Here is a 25,678-nt window from a genome sequence, read left to right as displayed (position 1 = left end):
CCTGGGCGGATGGAATCCCGCCGCCTGCGTCGTCTCGTGCCCCTCCTGACCGCGATCGCCCTCGGAGCCACGGCCTGCGCCGGACGGGTGGCCACGGTGGAGGCCGCGCCCCACGCCGCGGACCCGGCATGCGCCCCGACCATGGTGGCCATGCCCGACGCCCTGGGCGACCTCGACCTGCGCCCCACCGACAGCCAGGCGACGGCCGTGTGGGGCGACCCGGCCGCCGTCGTCCTGCGCTGCGGCGCCGAGGTCCCCGGCCCCACCACGGACCGCTGCATCTCCGTGGACGGGATCGACTGGGTCATCCGGGACGAGGACGAGAACTGGCGGATCACCACCTACGGCCGTGACCCGGCCGTGGAGGTGCTGTTCGGCAAGGACCAGGCCAGCTCGGACACCGTGATGGTGGGTCTGTCCTCGGCGGTCGCGCAGATCGAGCCCAGCGGCGGCTGCGTCGGCGTGCAGGACGCCACACCCGTCGGCTGAGACCGGCGCGGGCCGCGTCAGTGCAGGCCGACGCCCCGCTCGAGGGCGAGGTCCAGCAGCTCCGAGATCAGATCGTCGTAGGACAGGCCCGTCCGCTCCCACATGGCCGGGTACATGCTGATGGGCGTGAAGCCCGGCATGGTGTTGATCTCGTTGACCACCCAGCGCCCGTCCGGGGTGAAGAAGAAGTCGCAGCGGCCCAGGCCGGACCCGTCCACGGCCTCGAAGGCGCGGATCGCCAGGGCGCGCAGCCGCTCGATCTCCTCCCCCGGCAGCTCGGCCGGGCAAGACAGCTGGGTGCTGCCGGTGTCCTGGTACTTCGACTCGAAGTCGTAGAACTGCGTCTCGCCCTCGTCGTGGGCCACGACGATCTCCCCCGGCAGCGAGGCGCGCGGGGCGGCGGCGCCGTGCCCGTCGAGGACGGCGCACTCGATCTCGCGGCCGACGATGCCCGCCTCCACCACGACCTTGGGGTCGAAGCGACGGGCCTCCTCGACGGCGGCGCGCAGACCCGCGGGCTCGGTGACGCGGGTGATGCCGAAGGACGAGCCGGCGCGGGCGGGCTTGACGAACAGCGGGTAGGCGAGCGCCCCGGCGCGGGCGAGGGCCGCCTCCGGATCGCGCGCCCAGTCGCGGGCGGTGATGGTCTCCCACGGGCCGACCTCGAGGCCGGCGGCCTGGAAGGCGACCTTCATGAAGTGCTTGTCCATGCCGACCGCGGAGGCGAGCACGCCGCAGCCCACGTAGGGCAGACCCAGCGACTCGAACATGCCCTGGAGGGTGCCGTCCTCGCCCCAGGGGCCGTGTAGCAGCGGGAACACGACATCCACCGGGCCCAGCGAGGAGCCGTCGGCCGCGGTCAGCTCGACGGTGCCGTCCGGCAGGGCGCGCAGGCTCACCGGGGCCTCGGGCTCCGGCACCTCCGGCAGGGCGCCGCCGTCCAGGCGGAACGAGGCCACGTCCAGCTCATCGTGCGACCACAGGCCGGAGCGGGCCACGCCCACCGGCACGACGTCCCAGCGCTGACGGTCGGCCGCGTGCAGCACACCCGCCGCGGTCACGCAGCTGATGGGGTGCTCGCTCGAGCGGCCGCCGAAGAGCAGGAGCACGCGGGGACGCGCGCCGGCAGCGGCCTCCGGGGCGGGGATGGCGGTCATGCGGTGCGTCCTTCCGACTTCAGGTCACGGGCGAGCAGCAGCTCGGCGAGGCGGTCCACGGCCACGTCCCCGGCGACCACCCGGTCCATCAGCTCGCTGATGGGCATCTCCACACCGTGGGCGCGGGCGGCGTGCACGATGGCGGAGACGGACTTGATGCCCTCGGCCGTCTGGCTCATGGCGGCCACCGCCTCCTCCGCGCTGAGGCCGGTGCCGATGTGGCGGCCGGCCGTGCGGTTGCGGGAGAGGGGCGAGGCGCACGTGGCCACGAGGTCGCCCAGGCCGGCGAGCCCGGCCATGGTGGCCGGGTCGCCGCCGAGCGCGACGGCCAGCCGGGTGGTCTCGGCCAGGCCCCGGGTGATGACGGAGGCCTTGGAGTTGTCCCCCAGCCCCTGCCCGTCGCAGATGCCCACGGCGAGCGCGATGACGTTCTTCACCACGCCGCCGATCTCCACGCCCACGACGTCCGTGTTCGTGTAGGGCCGGAAGGTCCGGCCGGCTGTGAGGGCGGCGATGCGCTCCGCCGTCGCGCGCGAGGCCGAGGCGACCACCGTGGCGGTGGGCTCGCCGCGCGCGATCTCGAGGGCGAGGTTGGGTCCGGAGACCACCGCGAACCGGTCCGGGCTGAGGCCCAGCTCCTCCGCGCAGACCTGCGACATCCGCGCGTCGGTGCCGCGCTCGAGGCCCTTGACGAGGGAGACCACGACGGCGTCCGGGGCCAGGTCGGCGCGCACGGTGCGCAGCGTCTCGCGCACGTGCTGCGCGGGCACGGCCACCACCACGACGCCGGCGCCCCGGACCGCCTCGGCGGCGTCGGTGACGGCGCGCACGCAGGTGGGCAGGGTGATGCCGGGCAGGTACTCGGGGTTCTCGTGTCGCTCGGTGATGGCCTCGGCGACCTCGGCCCGCCGGGACCACATCACGATCTCGGACGCGCGGGCGGACTCGGGGCTGGTGCTCAGGCCCAGGACGCGGGCGAAGGCCGACCCCCAGCTGCCGGCCCCGAGGACGGCGACGGTGCGCGGATCGCTCATGCCCCGATCACCCGCGCTCCGGTCGCGGGATCCCAGCGGCCCTCCGGGGCCGGTTCTCCGCGCAGCTCGGCGACCAGGTCGGTGATCGCGGCCATCATGCGGCCGGTGCCCTCGCGCAGGGTCCCCGCCGTCACGGGGCGGTCCCGCAGGTCCGCGAGGTCGACGGGCGCGCCGACCCGGATCCGGGCGGTCTTGCGCGGGAGGACGCGGAGGGAGCGGCCGCCGTACGGCAGCAGCTCCTGGATGCCCCACTGACCGACGGGGATGAGCGGGGCGCCGGTCTGCAGGGCGAGGCGCACGGCCCCGTTGCGCCCGGCCATGGGCCAGCCGTCGGGATCGCGGGTGACGGTGCCCTCCGGGTAGACGATGATCGCCCGGCCCGTGGCGACGGCCTCGCGGGCGGCGGCGAGCGAGCGGCCGCCGTCGCGGGTGCGCTCGACCGGGATCATGCGGGTGGCCTCGAGGACCTGCTTGAGCACGGGCACCTTCCAGAGCTCGGCCTTGGCGAGGAAGGTCGGCAGCAGGCCCTGGTTGTAGACCATGTGGGCCACGGAGAGCGGGTCCACCTCCGAGATGTGGTTGACGGCGAGGATCGCCCCGGTCTCGGGCAGGTGCTCGGTCCCCTCCCACACCTGGCGGACGAGGGCCCGCATCGCCGGTCGCACGATCACCCCCGGGATCACGTAGGGGGCCCGCGCGGCACGCGTCGGACGACCCCCCGCGGCGGCAGGGCTCTGCGCGTCCACGCCGCTCACCGGTCGCGTTCGGTCAGCTCGACGTCGGCGCCGAGGCCCTCGAGCTTCGCCATGAAGTGCTCGTAGCCGCGGTTGATGATCTCCAGGCCCGTCGCCGTGGAGGTGCCCTCGGCGGTGAGGGCGGCGATCAGGTGGGAGAAGCCGCCGCGCAGGTCCGGGATGTCGAACTCGACGCCGTGCAGCGGCGTCGGGCCGGAGATCACGGCCGAGTGCAGGAAGTTGCGCTGACCGAAGCGGCACGGCACGGAGCCGAGGCACTCGCGGTGCAGCTGGATGGAGGCGCCCATCCGCACGAGGGCGTCGGTGAAGCCGAAGCGGTTCTCGTACACGGTCTCGTGCACGATGGAGACCCCCTTGGCCTGGGTCAGCGCCACCACGAGGGGCTGCTGCCAGTCGGTCATGAAGCCGGGGTGCACGTCCGTCTCGAGCACGAGCGGATTGAGGTCGCCGCCGGCGTGCCAGAACCGGATGCCGTCGTCGACGACGTCGAACTCGCCGCCGATCTTGCGGTAGGTGTTCAGGAACGCCGTCAGGTCGCGCTGCTCGGCGCCGCGGACGTAGATGTCCCCGCGGGTGGCCAGGGCGGCGGAGGCCCACGAGGCGGACTCGTTGCGGTCGGACAGCGCGATGTGGTTGTAGCCGCACATCTCGCTCACGCCCTCGATGCGGATGGTGCGGTCCGTCTGCACGGTGATGATCGCGCCCATCTTCTGCAGGACGGCGATGAGGTCGTGGATCTCCGGCTCGACGGCGGCGCCCTTGAGCTCGGTGATGCCCTCGGCCTTCACGGCGGTCAGCAGCACCTGCTCGGTGGCTCCGACGGAGGGGTATGGCAGCTCGAGCTTGGCGCCGTGCAGGCCCTTCGGGGCGGAGATGGAGATGCCGCCCGGGCGCTTGTCCACGACGGCGCCGAAGTTGCGCAGCACGGCCAGGTGGTAGTCGATCGGGCGGTCGCCGATCTTGCAGCCGCCGAGGTCGGGGATGAAGGCCTCCCCGATCGCGTGCATGAGCGGGCCGCAGAAGAGGATCGGGATGCGCGAGTCGCCGGCGTGGGCGTCGATCTCGGCGGTCAGGGCCGACTTCACCCCGGCCGGGTCCATCGTGATCCGCCCGGTCTCCTTGTCCCACTCCACGGACACGCCGTGGATCTCGAGGAGGGAGCTGACGACGTCCACGTCCTTGATCTCGGGGATGTTCCGGAGCACGGACGGCGAGTTGCCGAGCAGGGCGGCCACCATGGCCTTGGGCACCAGGTTCTTGGCGCCGCGCACGGTCACCTCACCGGTCAGCGGCTTGCCGCCATGGATGGTCAAGAGCTTCGCCATGCGCGTCCTTCCTCAGCGCGGCCGCAGGGCCACGGTCTCGGCCACTCCGCCGGAGCGGGGAGGTCTCTGAACGGGACCGCCCGCCGTGTGCGGCGGGCGGTCCCGGAATCGACTCCCAGCATAGGGCGTCGCCGGGCACGCGCGGCAATGGTGCGCTCCCGGCGCCGGCCGGTCAGCCGGCCGTGCGGGCCGGCAGGGTGGTGGGCTTGTACGCGGGGCGGTCCGCCTCATAGGCATCGATCTCGGCCTGGTGCCCCAGGGTGACGGCGATGTCGTCCAGGCCCTCGAGCAGCCGGCGACGGGTGTCGTCGTCGATCTGGAAGGGGGCGGTCACATCCCCGCACTCGACGGTGCGTGTGACGAGGTCCACGGTGACCGTGGTCCCGGGACGGTTCTCCAGCTCCTTCCAGATGCGCTCGACGTCCTCCTGCTCCACCTGGGCCGCGACGAGCCCCTGCTTGGCGGAGTTGCCGCGGAAGATGTCCGCGAAGCGCGGGGAGATCACGGCGCGGAAGCCGTAGTCCTTGAGCGCCCACACGGCGTGTTCGCGCGAGGAGCCGGTGCCGAAGTCGGAGCCCGCCACGAGCACGGTGCCCCCGCTGAACGGCTCGGTGTTCAGGATGAAGTCGGGGTCCTGGCGCCAGCCGGCGAACAGGGCGTCCTCGAAGCCCGTGCGGGAGATCCGCTTGAGGTACACGGCCGGGATGATCTGGTCCGTGTCCACGTTCGAGGCGCGCAGCGGCACGCCGACGCCGGTGTGGGTGGTGAACTTCTCCATGGCTCAGGCCTCCTGGAGGGTGAGGGCGGGCAGGTCGGACGGGCTGGCGAGGCGGCCCAGCACGGCGGTGGCCGCGGCGACCACCGGGGACACCAGGTGGGTGCGTCCGCCCTTGCCCTGCCGGCCCTCGAAGTTGCGGTTGGAGGTGGACGCGCAGCGCTCCCCCGGGGCGAGCTGGTCCGGGTTCATGCCCAGGCACATGGAGCAGCCGGCGAACCGCCACTCGGCCCCGAAGTCCTCGAACACCCTGTCCAGGCCCTCGTCCATGGCCTGCAGACGCACGCGCGCCGAGCCCGGCACGACCATGACGCGCAGCCCCTCGGCCTTGCGCCGGCCCCGGACGACCTCGGCGAACGCCCGCAGGTCCTCGATGCGGGAGTTGGTGCACGAGCCCATGAAGACGGTGTCGACCTCGACCTGCTTCATCGGCGTGCCGGGGGCCAGGTCCATGTAGGACAGCGCCTTGCGGGCCGCCTCCTGGGCCACCGGGTCGGTGAAGTCCTCGGGCGCGGGGACGGTGTCGTTCAGGCTCACGCCCTGACCCGGGTTGGTGCCCCACGTGACGAACGGCTCCAGCGTGTCCGCGTCGATGACCACCTCGGCGTCGAACTCCGCGCCCTCATCCGTGGCGAGGGTGCGCCAGTGCTCGACGGCGGCGTCCCAGTCGGCGCCCTCGGGGGCATGGGGCCGTCCCTTCAGGTAGGCGAAGGTGGTCTCGTCCGGGGCGACCATGCCGGCGCGGGCGCCGGCCTCGATGGACATGTTGCAGATGGTCATCCGGCCCTCCATGGAGAGGTTCCGGATGGCCTCACCGCGGTACTCGAGCACGAAGCCCTGGCCCCCGCCCGTGCCGATCTTCGCGATGACCGCGAGGATGATGTCCTTGGCCGTCACACCCGGGCGCAGCGTGCCGTCCACGGTGACCGCCATGGTCTTGAAGGGCTTCAGCGGCAGGGTCTGGGTCGCCAGGACGTGCTCGACCTCGGAGGTGCCGATGCCGAACGCCAGGGCGCCGAACGCACCGTGGGTGGAGGTGTGGGAGTCGCCGCAGACCACGGTGAGGCCGGGCTGGGTCAGGCCCAGCTGGGGGCCGACGACGTGAACGATGCCCTGCTCGGCGTCGCCCAACGGGTGCAGGCGGACGCCGAACTCGGCGCAGTTGGCCCGCAGGGTCTCGATCTGGGTGCGCGAGGTGGGATCCGCGATCGGCTGGTCGATGTCCAGCGTCGGGGTGTTGTGGTCCTCCGTGGCGATGGTCAGGTCGGGCCGACGCACCGGACGCCCGGCCAGACGCAGCCCCTCGAAGGCCTGCGGGCTCGTCACCTCGTGCACGAGGTGCAGGTCGATGTAGAGCAGGTCGGGGGTGCGGGAGGCGCCCTCGCCCTCGCCGCGCACCACCACGTGCTCGTCCCAGACCTTCTCGGCCAGCGTCCTGGGCCGCGTCGTCGCCGTCGTCATGTGCCGCACCTTCCTGCTCACGCACCTGTCAGTCGTCGCCCGGCGCGGGGCGCCGGTGCTCACGGACCACTGTGGGGCGCGGCGGGGCTGTTCTCGACCACGCGGCGCGATATTCCATATCGTGAGATGTCGTCTCACATGCCGGACGCGGCGGAGGCCGGCCCGGTCGCGCACGTCGCGCGCCGACATCCCCGGCCGTCCGCGCAGTGAGACGACTACGATCACCCCATGACCACCGAGCCCGTGCGCCCGCCCACCGAGGACGACCTCATCGGCCCCTCGCTCCACCGGCATCCCAGCGGTGTCGGCGTGGTGGACAAGTCGGTGGCGATCCTTGACGCGCTCGAGTCCGGCCCGGCCACGCTCGCCCAGCTCGTCATCGCCACCGGGATCGCGCGGCCCACGCTGCACCGGCTCGCGGCCGCCCTCACGCACCACCGCATGGTGGGCAAGGACCTGCAGGGCCGCTACGTGCTGGGCACCCGCCTCGCCGAGCTCGCCTCCGCCGCCGGCGAGGACCGGCTCACCACGGCCTCCGGCCCGGTGCTGCTGTGGCTGCGCGACGCCACGGGCGAGAGCGCCCAGGTGTTCCGTCGGCAGGCGGACTCCCGCGTGTGCGTGGCCAGCGCGGAGCGGCCCTGGGGCCTGCGCGACACCATCCCCGTGGGCGCTCGCATGTCCATGAAGGCCGGCTCCGCCGCGCAGGTGCTCCTGGCCTGGGAGGACCACGAGCGGCTCGTCGAGGGGCTGGCCGGCGCCGTGTTCACACCCACCGTCCTCGCGGCGGTGCGGCGGCGCGGCTGGGCCCAGTCCCTGGCCGAGCGCGAGCCCGGGGTCGCCTCGGTGTCGGCGCCGGTGCGCGGTCCCAGCGGCCGCGTCATCGCGGCGGTCTCGATCTCCGGCCCCCTCGAGCGGCTCTCCCGACAGCCGGGCCGGCTGCACGCGGACGCCGTCGTCTCCGCCGCGACGCGGCTCACCGAGCTCATCCGCGCCGGCGAGGCCTGAGGCCCGCCCGCGCCACCGACGGGACGCGCCGCCGAGACACCCCGTTCTTCCCGCGTTCACCCGCGGGGCCTAGCGTCAGCCAGGTCCCCGACCGCCGCCCCCGCACCACCGAGGAGTCCGCCGTGACCGAGACGACCGCGCCCGCCGCCCCCGCCGAGCAGGAGGCCGCGCCGCGGCTGTCCGTGATCGGCACGGGCTATCTGGGCGCCACGCACGCCGCGTGCATGGCCGAGCTGGGCTTCGAGGTCCTCGGCGTGGACGTGGACCCGGCCAAGATCGAGCGCCTGGCCCGCGGCGAGGTGCCCTTCCACGAACCCGGCCTGCCCGAGCTGCTGCGCACCCACGTCGCCTCCGGGCGGCTGCGCTTCACCACGGACGTCGCGGAGGCGGCCCGCTGGGCGGACGTCCACTTCATCGGCGTCGGCACCCCGCAGAAGGTGGGCGAGACCGCGGCGGACCTGAGCTATGTGGACGCCGCCGTCGCCTCCCTCGCTGCGGCGATCGACCGCGACGCGCTGATCGTCGGCAAGTCGACCGTGCCCGTGGGCACCGCGCGCCGCCTGGCCGAGCTCGTGCGCACCGTGCGCGCCGAGGCCGGGCTGCCGGGCGAGGTCGAGCTCGCCTGGAACCCCGAGTTCCTGCGGGAGGGCTTCGCCGTGAGGGACACGCTCACCCCGGACCGCCTCGTCATCGGCACGCACGGGCCCCGCGCCGCGGGCATCCTGCGCCGGGTCTACGCGCGGCAGCTCGCGGACGACACCCCGTGGATCAGCACGGACCTCGAGACGGCCGAGCTGGTGAAGGTGGCCGCGAACGCCTTCCTGGCCACGAAGATCTCGTTCATCAACGCGTTCTCGGAGATCACCGAGAACGTGGGCGGGGACATCGGCACCCTTGCGGACGCGATCGGCCACGACGCGCGGATCGGACGCCGGTTCCTCAACGCGGGCGTGGGGTTCGGGGGCGGCTGTCTGCCCAAGGACATCCGCGCGCTCCAGGCGCGCGTCTCCGAGCTGGGCCTGGACCGGACCATGCGGTTTCTGGCGGAGGTGGACGACATCAACCTGCGCCGCCGTGACCGCGTGGTGGACCTGGCGGTGCAGGTGCTCTCCGCGGCTCGCGACGGCCGGATCCGCCGGGCCGAGGCCTCCGGGCCCGCCCCCACCCCCGCGAGCGTGCAGGTGCTCAACGGCACGCGGATCGCCGTGCTGGGCGTCACGTTCAAGCCGGACTCCGACGACGTCCGGGACTCCCCCGCCCTCGACGTCGCCAACCGTCTCTACACGGCCGGCGCCGACGTCCGGGTGTACGACCCCGAGGGCAATGCCAACGCGGCCGCCCGCTTCCCGCGGCTCGACTACGTGGACTCGCTCGAGGCGGCCGTGGACGGCGCCGAGCTGACCCTGCTGCTGACCGAGTGGCGCCAGTTCCGCGAGATGGATCCGGACACCGTGGGCGCACGCGTGGCCTCCCGCCTGCTGATCGACGGGCGCAACGTCCTGGACGTCGCCGCGTGGCGCGAGCACGGGTGGGACGTCATCGGCCTCGGCCACCGCTTCGACCCGGAGCGACTCCTCCGCGCGGCCTGACCCGCCCGCGGACCCCGGCCCGGGCGCTCAGCCGGCGAACGGGTCCCAGCCGGACTCGGACAGGGGCCGGTGCCCGGTCGGCGGCCGGGCCCCGTCCGGCACGAGCCGGCCGATCCGCGTGAACCCCCGGGGCAGCTCGGTCTCGGGCCACGCCAGCCCCAGGAGGCCGTAGTCCTCGCCCCCGCCGGTCACGAGCGCCTCCGGACTGGTCCCGGCCAGGGCGGCCACGCGGCGCAGGGGTGCGGCGGTCGCCGCCAGCCAGGCCTCGTCCAGCCACGGTGCCGGCGCGGGTCCGGCCCCGCCGGTGGCGGCCGCCATGCGGTGCGCGTCCTTGCCCAGGCCGTCGGAGACGTCCATGAGGGTGAGCAGGCCGGCCGTCACCGCGGCGGGCCCGAGGGTCAGCGGCGGGCGCGGTCGCAGCTGGGCGCGGACGGCGCGGGCGAGCTCCCGCGGTGACGGCCGGTCGGCGGCGGGGAGGGCGTCCGCCCATCGCTCCAGCTCCGCGCGGTCGGTGAGCAGCAGGGTGAGCCCGGCGGCGGCCCACCCCGGCCCCGAAGGCGCGGCGGCCCGGGGACCGTCCGGCACCGCCTGGGCATGGACGAGGTCGGCGCCCTCGGCGAGCACGCGGTCCCGGTCCGCCGCGGCCGGCGCGCGGCGCAGCACGCCGCCGGGGTGCGGGTCCCCGAGCACCGTCACTGCGGCGTGGACCCGTCCGCCGGTGCCCAGGTCGCCCCCGGCCACCCGGCAGTCCGGCGCGCCGAGGTGACGCACCGCGCCCACGATGCCCGCGGCGAACGACCGCACCCAGGCGACCGGCGTCGTCGGCGGCAGGGTGAGGGCGGTGACGAGCGCGGAGGCGGTCCCGCCCATCGCGTTGACGTCCGAGAGGTTCTGGGCGACGGCCTTCCAGCCGGCGTCGTGGCCGCGGGTGCGGGGACCGGCGGGCCAGCGGTGCAGGAAGTCCGTGCCCTCCCCCATCGCGTCCGTGGAGATGAGCGTCCCGCCGCGGGGCGCGGGCACGAGGGCGGCGTCGTCGCCCGGGGCGACGGTGCCGGCGGGCCAGTGGCCGTCCCGGACGGCGGGGGCGAGCCCGGTCAGGACGACCTCGAGCAGCTCGGCCTCCGTGAGGTCGCCGACGGTCGCCCCCGCCGCAGCCGCGGGGTCGCGCATCGTCATCGGCGGCCCCGCCGGACCGGGACGCCGGAGGCCCGGGCGAGGGCGTCGCGGAAGGCGTGGAAGCGGTCCACCTCGGCGCGCACCGGGTCGACGACGAGCCGCCGGCCGACGTCGGTGGTCGCCTCCTCGAGGCGGCGGCGCGCGCGGCGTCCCCGCGCCGCGGCGGTCCACCGGGTCAGGGGGATCGCCAGCAGGGCCAGCAGCACGCCGAGCGCGAGGCCGCCGACGAGCAGCAGCGTCGGGAGGGGGAAGCCCTCGACCGTGGGCGCGGGCGGCAGGGGGAACTGCAGGTACCCCGCCAGGGCGAGGACGCCCAGCCAGCCGGCGCCGACGACGGCGGTGAGGAGGGCGAGCCACTGCAGCACGTCCAGCACGGGGTGCCACCAGCTGCCCCGACCGGCCCCGAGGTCGGTGGCGGCGATCGCCTGGTCCACGGCGCCGGGGAGCTCCTCGGCGTGCTCCCGGCCCGCGCGGCGGATGGCGGCGGCCCACGGCTCGGAGGCTCCCGCGCCGGCCGCGGCGGCCAGCGTGCGGACCGCGCCGTCGACGACGGCCCGCTGGGTGCCCGAGCGCTCGGGCAGGGAGGTGCGGTGCAGCGCGGGGTCGCGGGCGACCTCGTCCCGGTCGCGGCGGGGGGCGGCGCTCTCGGGCATCAGGTGCAGGCGCCGCAGGGGGTCCGCGCGGAAGGAGTGCATCCAGCGCAGCACGGGCCAGCTGGTGCGCTTGGCCGAGCGCAGCCGGTACGAGCCCTCCACCGCCCGGACGACGGCCGGCACGCCGCCGGCCACGGCCAGCTCGCGCCCGAGCCGCTGCTCGTCCCCGGGCCCGACGCCGGCCGGCTCGCCCTCGCCCGAGGCGGCGGCGAGGTCCGCGGCACGGGCCGCGACGTCCGCGCCCAGGCGTTCGGCGGCCGCGCCGCGCTGGGCGACGATCGCCGCGACCTGCCGGCCGACCTCCTCGAGGCCCTCCCCCGTGCGCGCGGACACGGGCAGCACCCGGACGTCGCCGAGGCCGTGGCCCGAGAGCATCCGGCGCAGCGAGGCCAGCACGACGTCCCGGTCCCGCACCGAGAGCCGGTCCACCTGGTTGAGCAGCACGAGGGTCACGGCCGCGTGCGAGCCCATGGTCGCCAGGAACTCGCGGTGCAGCACGGCGTCCGCGTACTTCTCCGGGTCCACGACCCACACCAGCACGTCCACGTGGCCGGCCAGCCGGGAGGTGATCTCGCGGTTGCCCCGCTCGACCGAGTCGATGTCCGGCAGGTCCAGCAGGATCAGGCCGGTGGCGTCGGCGCCCTCACGGCGGCCGAGGCCGAGGAAGCCGGGGCGGCCGTCGTCGAGCACGGGCGCCTCGTCCAGCAGGTGGCGGCGGCGCACGCCGAGCCAGTCGAGCAGGGCGGCCGCGCCGCCGCCCTCGCCGGTGCCGTCGCCGTGCTCCGCGTCCGGGTCCAGCCCCTGTCCCCGGCCCACGCCCCAGACCGCGGCGAGCGGCTCGGACGTGGTGGGCCGGGTGGCGGCCACGCGGGCCAGGTCGCGGCCGGTGAGCGCGTTGAACAGGGAGGACTTGCCGGAGCCCGTCGCCCCGAAGAACCCGACCACGGTGTGCTCCGCGGAGAGTGCCTGGCGCTCCCCGGCCGCGCGCACGACGGCGTCGGCCCCGGCCACGACGTCCTCGGGCAGGCGGCCCGCGGCCAGCTCGGCGGCCTCACCGAGGGCGTCCAGGCGGGGGGCCAGGGCGGGGGTGTCGCGGCGGCTCATCGGGGCTCCTCCCCCGCCTCGGCGGCGGACGGGACGTGCTCGGGCCCGGTCGGGCCGTCGACGCCGGCGGCCACCCCGCGGCGCAGCACCGGCACGAGGGCGCGCAGCTCCTCGGTGGCCTGCGGCTCGCGCTCGAGGTGGAGCAGCGGCAGGAAGCGGTCCGCGAGCACGGTCTCGAGGAAGGCCCGCACTCGGTGCTCGAGCAGCTCATCGGCACGCCGGGCCATGCGGCGCACGGCGTCCTCGCCGAAGATCGACTCGAGCAGCTTCTGACCGACGACGGCGGCGCCGCCGGCGATGCCGACCTCGATGCCCGCGAGTCCGCCGGTGGAGGCGAACGAGATGATCATGAGGGCCACGGCCGCGCCGTTCACGCCGGTGGCCGCCAGGCGGGCGCGCGTGCGCTTGCCCGCGCCCTCCTCCTGGATCAGCGCCAGCACGTCCGACTGCCAGTCCCGCACGACGTCGGCCGCCCGCGCCGACGTGTCCGGCGCCAGGGCGCCCAGGTCGCGCCCGGCCACGAGGGCCCGGCCCGCCGGCTCGGACGCCCAACGCCGCTCGATCTGCTCGGCGGCCGCGGCGGCCGCCTCGACCATCACGGCGTGCAGGCCGGTCTCGAGCGCGGTCTCGACCTCTTCGGGCGGGGCCGGGCGCCCGCGCACCAGGGCGCCGAGGCGGTCCCGCAGCCGGCCGATCGTGGTCTCGACGCCGCGGAAGAACTCCCCCGTGCCGACGAAGTCCTGCCAGCGGGAGAGCACCTCGCCGCGCAGCAGCGTGCCGTCCGAGGTGGCCTCGCGGACCCGGCCGACGGCCTGGTCCGTGGAGTCCCCCACGATCCGGGTGAGCAGGTCCGCGGCGTGCCGCTGCTCCTCCTCGGCGCGGGCCAGGTCGGCGACGCGGGCGGCCAGCTGGCCCAGCACGCCGTCCACGGTCCGGCGGGCGACAGCGCCGCGCGCCTGGGCGTCGGCGGCGAGGGTCTCGAGCCAGGCGCGCAGGCCCGCGACGTGCTCCTGCGGGAGCAGACCGCGCTCGTCGAAGCGGGTCTCGGGGATCACGTGGATCCGGGCGTCGGCGAGGCCGCGCTCGGTGAGCATGCGCCGCAGGTCCGGGGTGATGTCCTCCGCCGCGCCCTCGGGCACGCGGCCGAGCACGACGGCCACGGTGATGTCGCGGGCGGCGGCCTCGTCCAGCAGCTGCCAGGGCACGGCGTCGGCGTAGCGGTGCGCCGTCGTCGTGAAGATCCACAGGTCGGCGGCTTCGAGGAGCTGCCGGGCCAGCGCGCGGTTCTGGTCCGCCACGGAGTCGATGTCCGGGGCGTCCACGAGGGCGATGCCTGACGGCAGTGCGGGCTCGGCCACGAGCGCGACCGTGTCCATCGCGGACTGGTCGGGTTCGACGGGGCCGGCGGCCGCGTCGCGGTGCACGCTGACGCGGGCGAGGTCGGGCAGCACCCGCGGGCCCGTGAACCAGTGGGCGTCGGCGGGGTTGTGCAGCAGCAGAGGCTGCCGCGTGGTGGGCCGCAGGGCGGAGGAGCGGGAGACCTCGTGGCCGACGAGCGCGTTCACCAGCGTGGACTTGCCCGCACCGGTGGAGCCGCCGACGACGGCCAGCAGCGGCGCGTCGAGCGAGTCGAGGCGGGGCAGCACGTAGTCGTCGATCTGGTGCAGGGTGCGCTCGCGCTCGGCGCGGTCCTGCCCCGCAGTGACGGTCTCGAAGGGCAGCTCGAGCGCGGCGAGGTGCTCGCGCACGCGGCGGACGGCCGTGTCGACACCGAGGTCTGGGGCGTTCTGATCCGTGTGTGGCACGTGGGCCATCGTCTCACGGGCGCGCACCGGCCGCCCATCCCGCCGGCCCGGCGGACGGAAACGACGGAAGCCCGGTCCGCAGGGACCGGGCCTCCTGTCACTCGGGTGACCCCAGCGGGATTTGAACCCGCGTTACCGCCGTGAGAGGGCGGCGTACTAGGCCGCTATACGATGGGGCCGAGCGCGCTGTCCGCGTGTGCGGAAGCGATGCCGTGGAGACCTTCTTCTGCGCCTGCGTCTCCTGTTCAGGCGGCGGATGCGTTCATCCGCCCGTGCCGTTCCGGTCCGAGGACCGGGCGGCGACTGCGTGACCCCAGCGGGATTTGAACCCGCGTTACCGCCGTGAGAGGGCGGCGTACTAGGCCGCTATACGATGGGGCCGTGCGCCACGTCCGAGCGTCTCCGCCCGTGCGCGTTCATTGAGTCCGAAGACTCGCTGGGGTACCAGGACTCGAACCTAGAATGACGGTACCAGAAACCGTTGTGTTGCCAATTACACCATACCCCACTGTCGGTCAAGCATGCCTGACCGATGTGCATCATATTCATGAGCTCGGTGTTCCCGGATCTCTCCGGCAACGAGTAAGAACTCTACACCCTCCGGGCGACGTGTGCAAAATCGGCGGGTCAGGCCGCCAGCCAGGTCCGCAGCCCGCCGATCGCCCGCATCCGCCAGCATGCGTGCTCCTCGTCCCAGAGCGGCTCCTCCGCCCCGCCGTGGGCGGGGGCGTCGGGGCTCATCCACACCGGAACGAGCCCCGCCGACCGGGCCCCCTCGACGTCGTGACGCAGGCTGTCCCCCACCATGAGGGTGCGTCCCGGGTCCGTGCCCAGGCGGGAGCAGCCGGCCAGGAAGGGGGCCGGGTCCGGCTTCGGGGCCCCGGCCGTGTCCGAGCCGATCAGCACCTCGACCCACTCCAGACCGAGGGCGTCGGCCTTGCCGCGCTGGTAGGCCTCCACGTTGTTCGTGACGATCCCCACGCCACGGCCTGTTCCCCGCACCTCGGCGAGGACGTCGACGGTCGCGGGGAACAGCGCCCAGTGCCCGCGCACGACCTCTTCGTAGTCGGTGGTCCACAGGCCGTCGAGCGGGGTCGCCGCGTCCTCGGGCACGCCGAGCGCGCGCAGGGCGTCGGCCACGCGGGCCAGCCGCTGCTCCTCGAACGTCAGCTCCCCGGCCACGTAGCGCCCGTAGTGGCCGCCGGCGTCGGACGCGAAGGCGTCGGTGGCCTCAGCCAGCACCGCCGGGTCGACGTCGGCGGCCCCGGCCCACTGCCGGCGCACCGTCGCGTCGAACGCGGCGTGCTGGGCGGAGCGCAGATCCAGCAGCGTGTCGTCCAGGTCGAAGAGGACGGCGTCCCAGGCCGGCGGCGCGGGCGCGCCCGCGGACCCGCCGGCCGGCGTCGTGCTCACGCCCCGGCTCATGCGTCGGCGGGCTGGTCCTGGTCCAGGCCCTGTTCCGCGGCGAAGCGGTCCAGACGGGCGAGCGCGGAGTCCCGGCCCAGGATCTCGAGCGACTCGAAGAGCGGCGGGGACACCTTGCGGCCGGTCACCGCGACGCGCACCGGGCCGAACGCCTGGCGCGGCTTGAGGCCCAGGCCGTCGATGAGGGCGGCCCGCAGCGCCGCCTCGATGCGCTCGGTGGTGAACTCGTCCTCGGGCAGGGCGGCCAGCGCCTCCCGGGCCGCGGCGACGGCGGCGCCCAGGTCCGCCGGCATGCCCTTGAGGGCGCCTTCGGCGGTCCGGACGTCCCGGTCCGCCGTGAAGAGGAAGGTGAGCATCTCGACGGCCTCACCGAGCAGCTGCACGCGCTCCTGCACGAGCGGGGCCGCGGCGGTGAGGACCTCCATCTCCCGCTCCGTCAGGTGCTCGCCCACGAGGCCGGCCGCGTGCAGGTAGGGCACGAGACGGTCACGGAAGTCGGCCACGTCGAGCATGCGCACGTGCGTGCCGTTGATCGCGATCGCCTTCTTCTCGTCGAAGCGGGCGGGGTTGGCCAGCACCTTGTGCACGTCGAAGTGCTCCACGAACTGCTGCGGGGTGAAGATGTCCTCGTCCGCGGAGAGGGACCAGCCCAGCAGGCCGAGGTAGTTCAGCAGGCCCTCCGGGATGAAGCCGTTGTCCCGGTGCAGGAACAGGTTGGCCTGCGGATCGCGCTTGGACAGCTTCTTGTTGCCCTCGCCCATCACGTAGGGCAGGTGGCCGAACACCGGCATGTACCGGGCGACGCCGATCGCGTGCAGGGCGCGGTAGAGCGCGATCTGGCGCGGAGTGGACGAGAGCAGGTCCTCGCCGCGCAGCACGTGGGTGATGCCCATGAGCGCGTCGTCCACCGGGTTCACGAGGGTGTACAGCGGCGACCCGTCCGCGCGGACCACCACGAAGTCCGGCACGGAGCCGGCCTTGAAGGTGATCTCCCCGCGCACCAGGTCGGTGAAGGTGATGTCCTCGTCCGGCATGCGCAGCCGCCAGACCGGCGCGCGGCCCTCGGCCTCGAAGGCGGCGATCTGCTCGTCCGTGAGGTCACGGTCGTGGCCGTCGTAGCCCAGCTTGGGGTCGCGGCCGGCGGCCCGGTGACGGGCCTCGGTCTCCTCGGGGCTCGAGTAGGACGGGTAGATGTATCCGCCGGCCTTGAGCTTCTCGATCACGTCCGCGTAGATCTCCCCACGCTGGGACTGACGGTATGGCTCGTGCGGACCGCCGACCTCGACGCCCTCGTCCCAGTCGATCCCGAGCCAGCGCATCGCCTCGAGCAGCTGCTGGTAGGACTCCTCCGAGTCGCGCTTGGCATCCGTGTCCTCGATGCGGAACACGAGGGTGCCGCCGGTGTGCCGCGCCCAGCCCCAGTTGAACAGGACGGTGCGGATCAGCCCCACGTGGGGGGTGCCGGTGGGCGAGCGTCGGCGAAGGGGGCGGGGGCGTTCTCGGACACGGGAGCGGTGGCGTCAGTCATGATGCCCCGAGTCTACGCGGGGGCCCGGACGGCGTCGTCGGGCGCCCGCGTCAGCGGCGGAAGACGGTGGCCAGGACGCCGATCCCCTCGACCTCGGCCTCGACGCGCTGGCCCTCCTGGACCGTCCCGACCCCGCCCGGGGTGCCGGTCAGGATCACGTCGCCGGGCAGGAGGGTGAACATCTCCGAGGCCGCGGCCACGAGCTCGCGGACGCCGAAGACCATGTCCGCCGTCGTGCCGTCCTGGCGGGTCTCGCCGTCGAGCCGGGACGTGATGCGCAGGCCGCCGGCCGGCTCCACGTCCAGCTCGGTCTCGATCCACGGGCCCAGCGGGCAGGCGCCGTCGAAGCCCTTGGCGCGGGCCCACTGCAGGTCGGTGCGCTGGGCGTCGCGGGCGGTGAGGTCGTTGCCCACGGTGTAGCCGAACACGACGTCGTCCACGCGGCTCACCGGCACGTCCTTGCAGATGGTGCCGATGACGACGGCGAGCTCGGCCTCGTAGGAGACCTCGTCCGACCAGCTCGGCAGGGTCACCGGCTCGTTCGGCCCCACCACGGAGGTGTTCGGCTTGAGGAAGAACTGCGGCGAGGCGGGCACCTCGTTGCCGAGCTCCTTCGCGTGGTCAGCCCAGTTGCGGCCGACGCCCACGATCTTCGAGCGCGGGATGATCGGGGCCACGAGGCGCACGTCCTCGAGGCGGTGGGTCGTGCCGGTCGGCTGGATCCCATGGAAGAACGGGTCCCCCTGCAGGGCGGTGATGCTCAGCTCGGAGAGGTCGGCGTCCGCCGGGCCCTCCACGATGCCGTAGGTCGGTTCGGCCTGGTCCACGAAACGGGCGATGCGCATGGCCGCCAGCCTAGTGGGTGAGCGGCGGGCGCCGTCGCCGGACACCCCACCCGATGCCGACCCCGCTGACGTCGCGAGCCAGACGATTCGGCCGCGGCGGACGGCCTGAGGAGACCGATTCGTCTGGCTCGCGGGCGGATTCGTCTGGCTCAGCGCGGCGCGGTGCGGGGCGGGTCGAGACCGCTCAGCAGCAGCGGCTGCCCGGATTGGCCTCCTGGCGCGCGTACTCGGCCCGCCAGAACTCCCGCTCGGTCATCGGCGCGCGTTCCGGATGGTGCGCCCGGTGGTGGGCCACGTACGCGTCGTACTTCCCCTCGCCGGAGAGCTGGCGGACCCACCAGCGCGCCCGGGCCCACACGCTGGGCCGAGACGGGCCGGCCGGGCCCTCCGCGGAGGAGGGCCCGGCCGGCGTCGCGCGCGGATCGGCCACGTCAGTGACCCCGCACCGGCTGCCGGTCCGCCGGCAGCGCGTCCCACTTCCGCTGCAGCTCCTTCTCCTCGGCCGTGGCGAACAGCCCGGCCGGGGCGAAGCGCTGCGAGGGCACGTACGGGTCCTGGTGGTCGATGACCTCGGTGCCGCGGAAGGCGCGCACCGTGGCGAGCACCGACGTCGTGATGACGATCAGCGCCAACACCAGGAAGACGACGGAGAGCGTGCCCTGGATGAAGGTGTTGCGGACCACGGCCTCCATGGCCGGCACGGACTTCGCGGCGCCGAAGCTCGTCTTCCCCGCCGCCAGCGCGTCCTGGAACGCGCGATGCTGCGCCCAGTAGCCCACCGCCGGGATGGAGGAGAAGATCTTCTGGAACGACGCCACGGTGGTGACCACGGTGATGAACGCCAGCGGCAGCGCCACGATCCACAGGCCCCGGAAGTCCCGGCGGCGCGCGACGATCGTCAGGACGACGGCGAGCGCGATCGCCGCGAGCAGCTGGTTGGCGATGCCGAACAGCGGGAACAGCGTGTTGATGCCGCCCAGCGGATCGGTGACGCCCATGATCAGCACGGCGCCCCACGCGGCCACCATGATAGCCGTGCAGACCCACGCGCCCACGCGCCACGAGGTGTCCTTGAAGCGCGGGACCACGTTGCCCAGGGAGTCCTGGAGCATGAACCGGGCCACGCGGGTGCCGGCGTCGACGGCGGTGAGGATGAACAGCGCCTCGAACATGATCGCGAAGTGGTACCAGAAGCCCATGAGCGCGTCGCCGCCCACGAGCTGGCCCATGATGTGCGCCAGGCCGACCGCGAGGGTGGGGGCGCCGCCGGTGCGGGAGACCACGGTCTCCTCGCCCACGAGGTCGGCCAGGTGGGTCAGGTCCCCGGGGGTGAGGTTCACGCCGGCCAGGCCGAGGCCCATGACGAAGTCGACGGCGGTCTCCGGGGTGCCGCCGGTGAGGGCGGCCGGGGAGTTCATGGCGAAGTAGATGCCGCGGTCGAGCGAGACGGCGGCCACGAGCGCCATGATGGCCACGAAGGCCTCCATGAGCATGCCGCCGTAGCCGATGAAGCGGGTCTGCCGCTCCTTCTCCACCATCTTGGGCGTCGTGCCCGAGGCGATCAGCGCGTGGAAGCCGGAGAGCGCACCGCACGCGATGGTGACGAACAGGAACGGGAACAGCGAACCGGGCCACACCGGGCCGGTCTGGCCCGAGGCGAACTCGGAGAACGCGGGGGTGCCGATGCGCGGCTGCACGACGACGATGGCCAGCGCGAGACCGGCGATCACGCCGATCTTCATGAAGGTGGACAGGTAGTCGCGCGGAGCGAGCAGCAGCCACACGGGCAGCACGGCCGCGACGAACCCGTAGATGATCACGGCCCAGGCGATGGTGGTGCGGTCCAGGGTGAACAGGGCCGCGCCCCACTCGGTCCCGGCCACCCAGCCGCCGCCGATGATGGCCGCCAGGAGCAGGACGAACCCGATCACGGAGATCTCGGTGATGCGGCCCGGGCGGATCCAGCGCAGGTACACGCCCATGAAGAGCGCGATCGGGATGGTCATGGCCACGGAGAACACGCCCCACGGGGACTCGCCCAGGGCGTTAACCACCACGAGGGCCAGGATGGCCGTGATGATCACCATGATCAGCAGGGTCGCGACGATCGCGGCGGTGCCCCCGACGCGGCCCAGCTCGTCCCGGGCCATCTGGCCGAGCGAGCGGCCGCCGCGGCGCATCGAGAAGAACAGGACGAGGTAGTCCTGGACCGCGCCGGCCAGGATCACGCCGACGATGATCCAGATGGTGCCGGGCAGGTAGCCCATCTGCGCGGCGAGCACGGGGCCCACGAGCGGACCGGCGCCGGCGATGGCCGCGAAGTGGTGGCCGTAGAGCACGCGGCGGTCGGTGGCCACGTAGTCCCGGCCGTCGGCCCGGTACTCGGCCGGGGTGGCGCGGGTGTCGTCCGGGTGGACGATCATGCGCTCGACGTACTTCGAGTAGAAGCGGTAGCCGATCGCGAACGTCGCCACGGCGGCGAACACGAACCAGATCGCGTTGATCGTCTCGCCGCGGTGCAGGGCGAGCATGGTCCAGGCGACGCCGCCGAGCAGGGCGACGGCCACCCAGACGGCGATCTTCGCGGGCGTCCAGCGGGGCCGGCCGGCGGCCTCGGTGGGCGGGAGGTCTTCCGGCGTCGTGGCCGGGAGTGGGGCGCCCTCGGCGGCCGCGGAGGAGCGGTGCGAGCTCACGGGGGTCTCCGTTCGTGGGGTGGGGTCAGACGAGGCGGTGCAGCCAGCCGTGGCGGTCCTCGACGCGCCCGGTCTGGATGCCCTCGAGCTCGGTGCGGATCTTCAGGGCCACGTCGGCCCCGCCGGCGGACTCGATCACGTCGTCGCCGTCGAGCAGACGGCCGATCGGGGTCACGACGGCGGCGGTGCCGCACGCGAAGACCTCGGTGATCTCGCCCGAGCGGACGCCCTCGGCCCACTCGGCGAGGGTGACGCGACGCTCCTCGACGGTCAGGCCCATGTCCCGGCCGAGCTGGAGGATCGAGGAGCGGGTGACGCCCTCGAGGATCGTGCCGGTGAGCGCCGGGGTGACGAGGCGGCCGTCGGCGTGCACGAAGAACACGTTCATGCCGCCGAGCTCCTCGATCGCGTCGTCGTGGTACTGGTCGAGGAACACGACCTGGTCGGCGCCCTTCGCCGCGGCCTGCAGCTGGGGCAGCAGCGAGGCGGCGTAGTTGCCGCCGGTCTTGGCCGCGCCCGTGCCGCCCTTGCCGGCGCGGGCGTAGTCACGCGAGACCCAGATGGTCACCGGCTTGAGCTCGCCGCCGAAGTAGTTGCCGGCCGGCGAGGCGATCACCATGTACCGCACCTGCCGGGCCGGGCGGACGCCGAGGAACGCCTCGGAGGCGAACATGAAGGGGCGCAGGTAGAGGGACTGGCCCGGGCCGGTGGGCACCCAGGCCCGGTCCGCCTCGAGCTGGGCCTGCAGCGAGCCGAGGAACAGCTCCTCGGGCAGCTCCGGCAGGGCCAGGCGGCGGGCGGAGCGGTTCAGGCGGGCCGCGTTGGCCTCGGGGCGGAACGTCCACACCGACCCGTCCTCGTGCCGGTAGGCCTTCAGGCCCTCGAAGATCTCCTGGCCGTAGTGCAGCACGGCGGCCGCGGGGTCCAGGGACAGCGGGCCGTAGGGCTCCACGCGGGCGTCATGCCACGCGCCGCCGTCCTCGTCCCAGGTCCAGTCGATCGAGACCATGTGGTCCGTGAAGACGTTGCCGAAACCGGGGTCCTGGAGGATCTCGACGCGCTGCTGATCGGACATCGGGGACAGATGTGGTTGCCGCGTGAACACGGTCTCGGACACGGTGGGATCACTCCTCGTGACGGGTGACGGATGGGGACGGCTCCGGTGCCGGGCACGACGCGCGGGGGGCCACGGCGCCGGGCGTGGCACACGCCACAGGCCGTCGCCCCATCCTAGACCCGGCGTCGACGCGCCGGGCCCGCGCGTCAGACCCGCGCGGCGACGTCGGCGCCCACCTCGGCGGTGGTGCCCCGCGCGCCGTCCACCCGGTCCTTCAGGTGCGCCCACACCGCGGTGCGCACGCGCGCCGCGGCGCCGGTCTCGCCCACGTGCTCGAGCAGCAGGGCGGCGGAGAGGATGGCGGCCACGGGGTCGGCGATCCCCTGGCCCGCGATGTCCGGAGCGGAGCCGTGGACCGGCTCGAACATCGACGGCGCCGTGCCCTCGACGTTGATGTTGCCGGAGGCGGCGAGCCCGATGCCGCCGGTCACGGCCGCGGCGAGGTCCGTGATGATGTCCCCGAACAGGTTGTCCGTCACGATCACGTCGAAGCGGGCCGGGTCCGTCGCCAGGAAGATCATGGCGGCGTCGACGTGCATGTAGTCCCAGGTGACCGCGGGGAAGTCGGCCGCCACGGACTCCACGGTGCGGCGCCACAGGTGGCCGGCGTGGACCAGGACGTTGTGCTTGTGCACGAGCGTGAGGCGCTTGCGCTCGCCCGCGTCGGCGCGACGGAAGGCGTCCTCGACGACGCGGCGCACGCCGAACGCCGTGTTCACGGAGACCTCCGTGGCGATCTCGTGCGGGGTGTCCACGCGGATCGCACCGCCGTTGCCCACGTACGGCCCCTCCGTGCCCTCGCGCACCACGGTGAAGTCGATCTCGCCGGGCGCGGCCAGGGGGCTGACGGCGCCGGGCAGCAGGGTGGCCGGGCGCAGGTTCACGCCGTGGTCCAGCGCGAAGCGCAGCTTGAGCAGCATGCCGCGCTCGATCAGCCCGGACGGGATGCGCTCGTCCCCGGGCGCGGCGCCGACGGCCCCGAACAGGATCGCGTCGTGGCGGCGAAGGGACTCGAGGACCTCGTCCGTGAGCGCCTCGCCGGTCTCGAGCCAGTGCTCCGCACCCAGCGGATACGGGGTGAGCCGGGCCTCCGGACGCCCCTCGGCACGCAGCGCCGCCTGCAGGACGGCGGCGGCCTGGTCGGTGACCTCGGGGCCGATGCCGTCGCCGCCGATGACGGCGATGTCCAAGGGGTCTGCGGAGCTGCGTGTGGTCTCGGTCATGGCCCTCAGGCTACGCGCGGCACGCGTGAGGACCACATCGTGTGACACCCGGTCTCACCCTCCGGACGGACTCAGTCCTCGGCGGGCTCCTCGTGCCGCGGGAAGACCGGCTGCGGGGCGGGCAGCGGGGTGCCGGGGACCAGGTCCTCGTGGAACGCGGCGAAGGACCGCGGGCCGGTGCCGGACGCGCCGGTGCGGCCGGCGTCGCCCTCGGCGGGGACGCCGAGCAGGTCCAGCAGCCGCGAGGCCGAACCGGGCATCACCGGCTGCGCGAGCAGGGCCACCCGGCGCACGGCCTGCAACGTCACGTACAGCACCGTGCGCATGCGCGGCTCGTCCGTCTTGCGCAGCACCCACGGGGCCTGGTCCGCGAAGTAGGCGTTGATCTCACCGAGCACGCGCCAGGTCTCCTCGAGCGCGTCGTGGAAGTCCTGCACCGCGTACGCGGACCGGGAGCGCTCCAGCAGGGCGTCGACCTGGGCCAGGACGGCGCGGTCCGCCTCGGTGAACTCGCCCGGCTCGGGCACGGCGGCGCCGCAGTTCTTGGCCACCATGGACAGCGAGCGCTGGGCGAGGTTGCCGAGGTTGTTGGCCAGGTCCGCGTTCTTGCGGCTCACCACGGCCTCGTGGCTGTAGGAGCCGTCCGCGCCGAACGGGAACTCGCGCAGCAGGAAGAAGCGAATGGCGTCCAGGCCGTACCGGGCCACCCATTCCCGCGGGTGCACCACGTTGCCCAGGGACTTGGACATCTTGGCCCCGTTGTTGTTCAGGAAGCCATGGATCATGACGCGGCGCGGCAGCTCGAGGCCGGCCGACATGAGGAACGCGGGCCAGAAGATGCAGTGGAACCGGGAGATGTCCTTGCCGATCACGTGCAGGTCCGCCGGCCAGTAGCGCGCGAACGCCTCCGGGTCCTCCGCCGGCCAGCCCGCGCCGGTGAGGTAGTTCGTCAACGCGTCGACCCAGACGTAGGTGACGTGGTCGGCGCGCCGGTCGGCGTCGGCGGCGTCGGGGTCCGCGGGCGCCGGCAGGTCGATGCCCCACTGGAAGGAGGTCCGGGAGATGGACAGGTCCTCGAGCCCGGCCTCCACGAAGCGGATGACCTCGTTGAAGCGGTACCGGGGGGCGGCGAAGTCCGGGTGCTCGCGGTAGTGGTCCAGCAGCGGCTGCTGGTACTTGGACAGGCGGAAGAAGTAGGACTCCTCCTCCGTCCACGTCACCTCGGTGCCGGTCTCGACGGCGCGGCGCACCCCGTCCTGACCCACCTCGGTCTCGTCCTCGCCGAAGTAGCGTTCGTCCCGCACGGAGTACCAGCCGGCGTAGGAGCCGAGGTAGATGTCCCCGTTGGCCTCCATGCGCCGCCAGATCTCGCGGACGGCCTCGGCGTGGTCCGTGTCCGTGGTGCGGATGAAGCGGTCGTAGGAGATGTCCAGGACGTCGTCGTCCATCTCCTTGAAGACGGCCGCGTTGCGCGTGGCCAGCTCGAGCGCGCTCACACCCTGCTGCTGCGCCGTCTGCTCCATCTTCTGGCCGTGCTCGTCCGTGCCGGTCAGAAAGCGCACGTCCCGCCCGTCGAGCCGCTGGAAGCGGGCCATCGCGTCCGAGGCGATGTACTCGTAGGCGTGGCCGATGTGCGGCTCGCCGTTCGGGTAGGAGATGGCCGTGGTCAGGTAGTACGGGGCGCGGGCGTCAGTCACAGTCGTCGAGTCTAGCGGCGGGCCCGGGGCCCGCGCCGAGGACGACGTCGTCCGCGCCGGCGTCCGGGACGCCGTCGGCGGTGACCTGCAGATGGCCCGGCGCAGGCCGCAGGTGGAGGTGGGCCCACGGGGCCACCACGAGCACGGACGCCCCGATCATCTCGGTCAGCTCCTCCGCGTGCGTCGCCACGTGGTAGGCCAGGGTGCTGCGCCCGATCCCGAAGACGAGCGGCACCGCCTCGAGGACGATCGCGCCGAAGAAGAACACCGCGCCGCCCGCCACCGTCAGCGCTCGGGTCCGGCGGGGCAGGGCGACGGTGCACAGCGCGAGCAGCCCGAGGACGACGATCGCGGCCGGCGCGCCGAGGATCAGCCACTGGAACGCGGGCAGCGGGTTCTCCCCCGCGAACGGCAGGACCTCCCACAGCCGGCCGGCCTGCTCGTGGATCTGCGTCGATTCGTCCAGGCTCATGGCCGCCAGCAGGGCCGCGGGGGTCAGCCACGCGAGCAGGCTCCGCCGCCGGTCCGCCCCCAGCGCGCGGCGCACGAGACCCACCGTGGTGAAGCCCGCGGCCCCCAGCAGGAGCAGGCCCGAGCTCCACCACGCGGTGAGGTTGGCCTCGTGGTTCACGTCGAAGACCTCGCGCCACCACGGCACCTGCCGCGGGCCCAGCCCGAACACGAAGGGGAGGGCGAACGACCAGGTGGCGAGCAGGACGCTGACGCCGATCAGCCCGCCCGCCGCGCGCCGGGCCCAGCGGCCCTGCACGCCCGGAGGCGTGGCGGGGCGGGCTGCTGCGGCGCGCGCGGTCGGGGCGGGTG

General features: G+C 74.0%; 20 protein-coding genes, 3 tRNA genes and 1 pseudogene. 3 read left to right on the top strand and 21 right to left on the bottom strand.

The window, feature by feature from the left end; all coding sequences use genetic code 11:
- Window positions 1–9: 9 nt before the first annotated feature.
- Entirely contained in the window at window positions 10–489 is a 480-nt protein-coding gene (locus tag J1M41_RS01290; RefSeq protein WP_206450978.1) for a DUF3515 family protein, read from the top strand.
- A gap of 17 nt (window positions 490–506) precedes the next feature.
- Here J1M41_RS01290 and J1M41_RS01285 read toward each other — a convergent pair whose 3' ends face one another.
- From J1M41_RS01285 to leuC, 6 genes are all read right to left on the bottom strand, one after another.
- Window positions 507–1,646, bottom strand: coding sequence for a D-alanine--D-alanine ligase family protein (locus J1M41_RS01285; protein ID WP_192593159.1), 1,140 nt, complete (start codon window positions 1,644–1,646; stop codon window positions 507–509).
- Window positions 1,643–2,680: an NAD(P)H-dependent glycerol-3-phosphate dehydrogenase gene (locus J1M41_RS01280; protein WP_036382068.1), complete on the bottom strand. Its 1,038-nt coding sequence runs from the start codon at window positions 2,678–2,680 to the stop codon at window positions 1,643–1,645. Before J1M41_RS01280 ends, J1M41_RS01285 begins: the two co-directional genes overlap by 4 nt.
- Complete coding sequence (locus tag J1M41_RS01275; RefSeq protein WP_235186481.1) at window positions 2,677–3,426, bottom strand: 1-acyl-sn-glycerol-3-phosphate acyltransferase; 750 nt, start codon at window positions 3,424–3,426, stop codon at window positions 2,677–2,679. Before J1M41_RS01275 ends, J1M41_RS01280 begins: the two co-directional genes overlap by 4 nt.
- 5 nt (window positions 3,427–3,431) lie before the next feature.
- Window positions 3,432–4,760 (bottom strand): UDP-N-acetylglucosamine 1-carboxyvinyltransferase, encoded by a 1,329-nt coding sequence (murA, locus tag J1M41_RS01270; protein WP_206450977.1) that lies wholly within the window; start codon window positions 4,758–4,760, stop codon window positions 3,432–3,434.
- A gap of 172 nt (window positions 4,761–4,932) precedes the next feature.
- Window positions 4,933–5,538: a 3-isopropylmalate dehydratase small subunit gene (gene leuD / locus J1M41_RS01265; RefSeq protein WP_010078962.1), complete on the bottom strand. Its 606-nt coding sequence runs from the start codon at window positions 5,536–5,538 to the stop codon at window positions 4,933–4,935.
- A 3-nt stretch (window positions 5,539–5,541) separates the two neighbouring features.
- A complete protein-coding gene (gene leuC, locus J1M41_RS01260) occupies window positions 5,542–6,996 on the bottom strand; it encodes a 3-isopropylmalate dehydratase large subunit (protein ID WP_036312922.1) in 1,455 nt (484 codons plus the stop codon).
- 228 nt (window positions 6,997–7,224) lie between these two features.
- Here leuC and J1M41_RS01255 point away from each other — a divergent pair, with 228 nt between their 5' ends.
- Window positions 7,225–8,001, top strand: coding sequence for an IclR family transcriptional regulator (locus J1M41_RS01255; RefSeq protein WP_078026043.1), 777 nt, complete (start codon window positions 7,225–7,227; stop codon window positions 7,999–8,001).
- Window positions 8,002–8,123: 122 nt separating this feature from the next.
- Entirely contained in the window at window positions 8,124–9,590 is a 1,467-nt protein-coding gene (locus J1M41_RS01250; protein WP_036312925.1) for a UDP-glucose/GDP-mannose dehydrogenase family protein, read from the top strand.
- Between the two features lie 27 nt (window positions 9,591–9,617).
- Here the strand turns inward: J1M41_RS01250 and J1M41_RS01245 are convergent, their stop codons facing one another.
- The 15 genes and pseudogenes from J1M41_RS01245 to J1M41_RS01175 form a co-directional block, all read right to left on the bottom strand.
- Complete coding sequence (locus tag J1M41_RS01245) at window positions 9,618–10,766, bottom strand: thiamine-monophosphate kinase (RefSeq protein ID WP_119217392.1); 1,149 nt, start codon at window positions 10,764–10,766, stop codon at window positions 9,618–9,620.
- Window positions 10,763–12,523: a GTPase gene (locus J1M41_RS01240; protein ID WP_119217393.1), complete on the bottom strand. Its 1,761-nt coding sequence runs from the start codon at window positions 12,521–12,523 to the stop codon at window positions 10,763–10,765. The genes J1M41_RS01245 and J1M41_RS01240 overlap by 4 nt, the downstream gene beginning before the upstream one ends.
- Window positions 12,520–14,337: a dynamin family protein gene (locus tag J1M41_RS01235; protein ID WP_208011149.1), complete on the bottom strand. Its 1,818-nt coding sequence runs from the start codon at window positions 14,335–14,337 to the stop codon at window positions 12,520–12,522. The genes J1M41_RS01240 and J1M41_RS01235 overlap by 4 nt, the downstream gene beginning before the upstream one ends.
- Before the next feature lie 97 nt (window positions 14,338–14,434).
- Window positions 14,435–14,507 (bottom strand) — tRNA-Glu (locus J1M41_RS01230).
- Between the two features lie 129 nt (window positions 14,508–14,636).
- A tRNA-Glu gene (locus J1M41_RS01225) sits at window positions 14,637–14,709 on the bottom strand.
- A 55-nt stretch (window positions 14,710–14,764) separates the two neighbouring features.
- A tRNA-Gln gene (locus J1M41_RS01220) sits at window positions 14,765–14,836 on the bottom strand.
- 119 nt (window positions 14,837–14,955) lie between these two features.
- Window positions 14,956–15,741: an HAD family hydrolase gene (locus J1M41_RS01215; protein WP_041103180.1), complete on the bottom strand. Its 786-nt coding sequence runs from the start codon at window positions 15,739–15,741 to the stop codon at window positions 14,956–14,958.
- Window positions 15,742–15,749: 8 nt separating this feature from the next.
- A pseudogene (gltX, locus tag J1M41_RS01210) lies at window positions 15,750–17,281 on the bottom strand (glutamate--tRNA ligase).
- Window positions 17,282–17,331: 50 nt separating this feature from the next.
- Window positions 17,332–18,126: a fumarylacetoacetate hydrolase family protein gene (locus J1M41_RS01205; protein WP_049145179.1), complete on the bottom strand. Its 795-nt coding sequence runs from the start codon at window positions 18,124–18,126 to the stop codon at window positions 17,332–17,334.
- Window positions 18,127–18,310: 184 nt separating this feature from the next.
- Entirely contained in the window at window positions 18,311–18,556 is a 246-nt protein-coding gene (locus J1M41_RS01200) for a YbdD/YjiX family protein (protein ID WP_069941574.1), read from the bottom strand.
- A gap of 1 nt (window position 18,557) precedes the next feature.
- Window positions 18,558–20,819, bottom strand: coding sequence for a carbon starvation CstA family protein (locus tag J1M41_RS01195; RefSeq protein WP_144818332.1), 2,262 nt, complete (start codon window positions 20,817–20,819; stop codon window positions 18,558–18,560).
- Between the two features lie 25 nt (window positions 20,820–20,844).
- Window positions 20,845–21,936: a branched-chain amino acid aminotransferase gene (locus J1M41_RS01190; protein WP_081339251.1), complete on the bottom strand. Its 1,092-nt coding sequence runs from the start codon at window positions 21,934–21,936 to the stop codon at window positions 20,845–20,847.
- Between the two features lie 146 nt (window positions 21,937–22,082).
- Window positions 22,083–23,159 carry a 3-isopropylmalate dehydrogenase gene (locus J1M41_RS01185; RefSeq protein ID WP_069941572.1) on the bottom strand — a complete coding sequence of 359 codons (1,077 nt, stop codon included), beginning with the start codon at window positions 23,157–23,159 and terminating at the stop codon, window positions 22,083–22,085.
- 71 nt (window positions 23,160–23,230) lie between these two features.
- Entirely contained in the window at window positions 23,231–24,856 is a 1,626-nt protein-coding gene (gene metG / locus J1M41_RS01180) for a methionine--tRNA ligase (protein ID WP_063190343.1), read from the bottom strand.
- A partial coding sequence (locus J1M41_RS01175; protein WP_241247539.1) for a hypothetical protein occupies window positions 24,849–25,678 on the bottom strand: 830 nt, incomplete at its 5' end. The genes J1M41_RS01175 and metG, both read right to left, overlap by 8 nt.

This window comes from Micrococcus sp. KRD096, assembly GCF_017168495.1.
Classification (GTDB): domain Bacteria; phylum Actinomycetota; class Actinomycetes; order Actinomycetales; family Micrococcaceae; genus Micrococcus; species Micrococcus luteus.
Note: the sequence above shows the minus strand (reverse complement) of the source record. Positions and strands in the feature narration are given on the sequence as shown.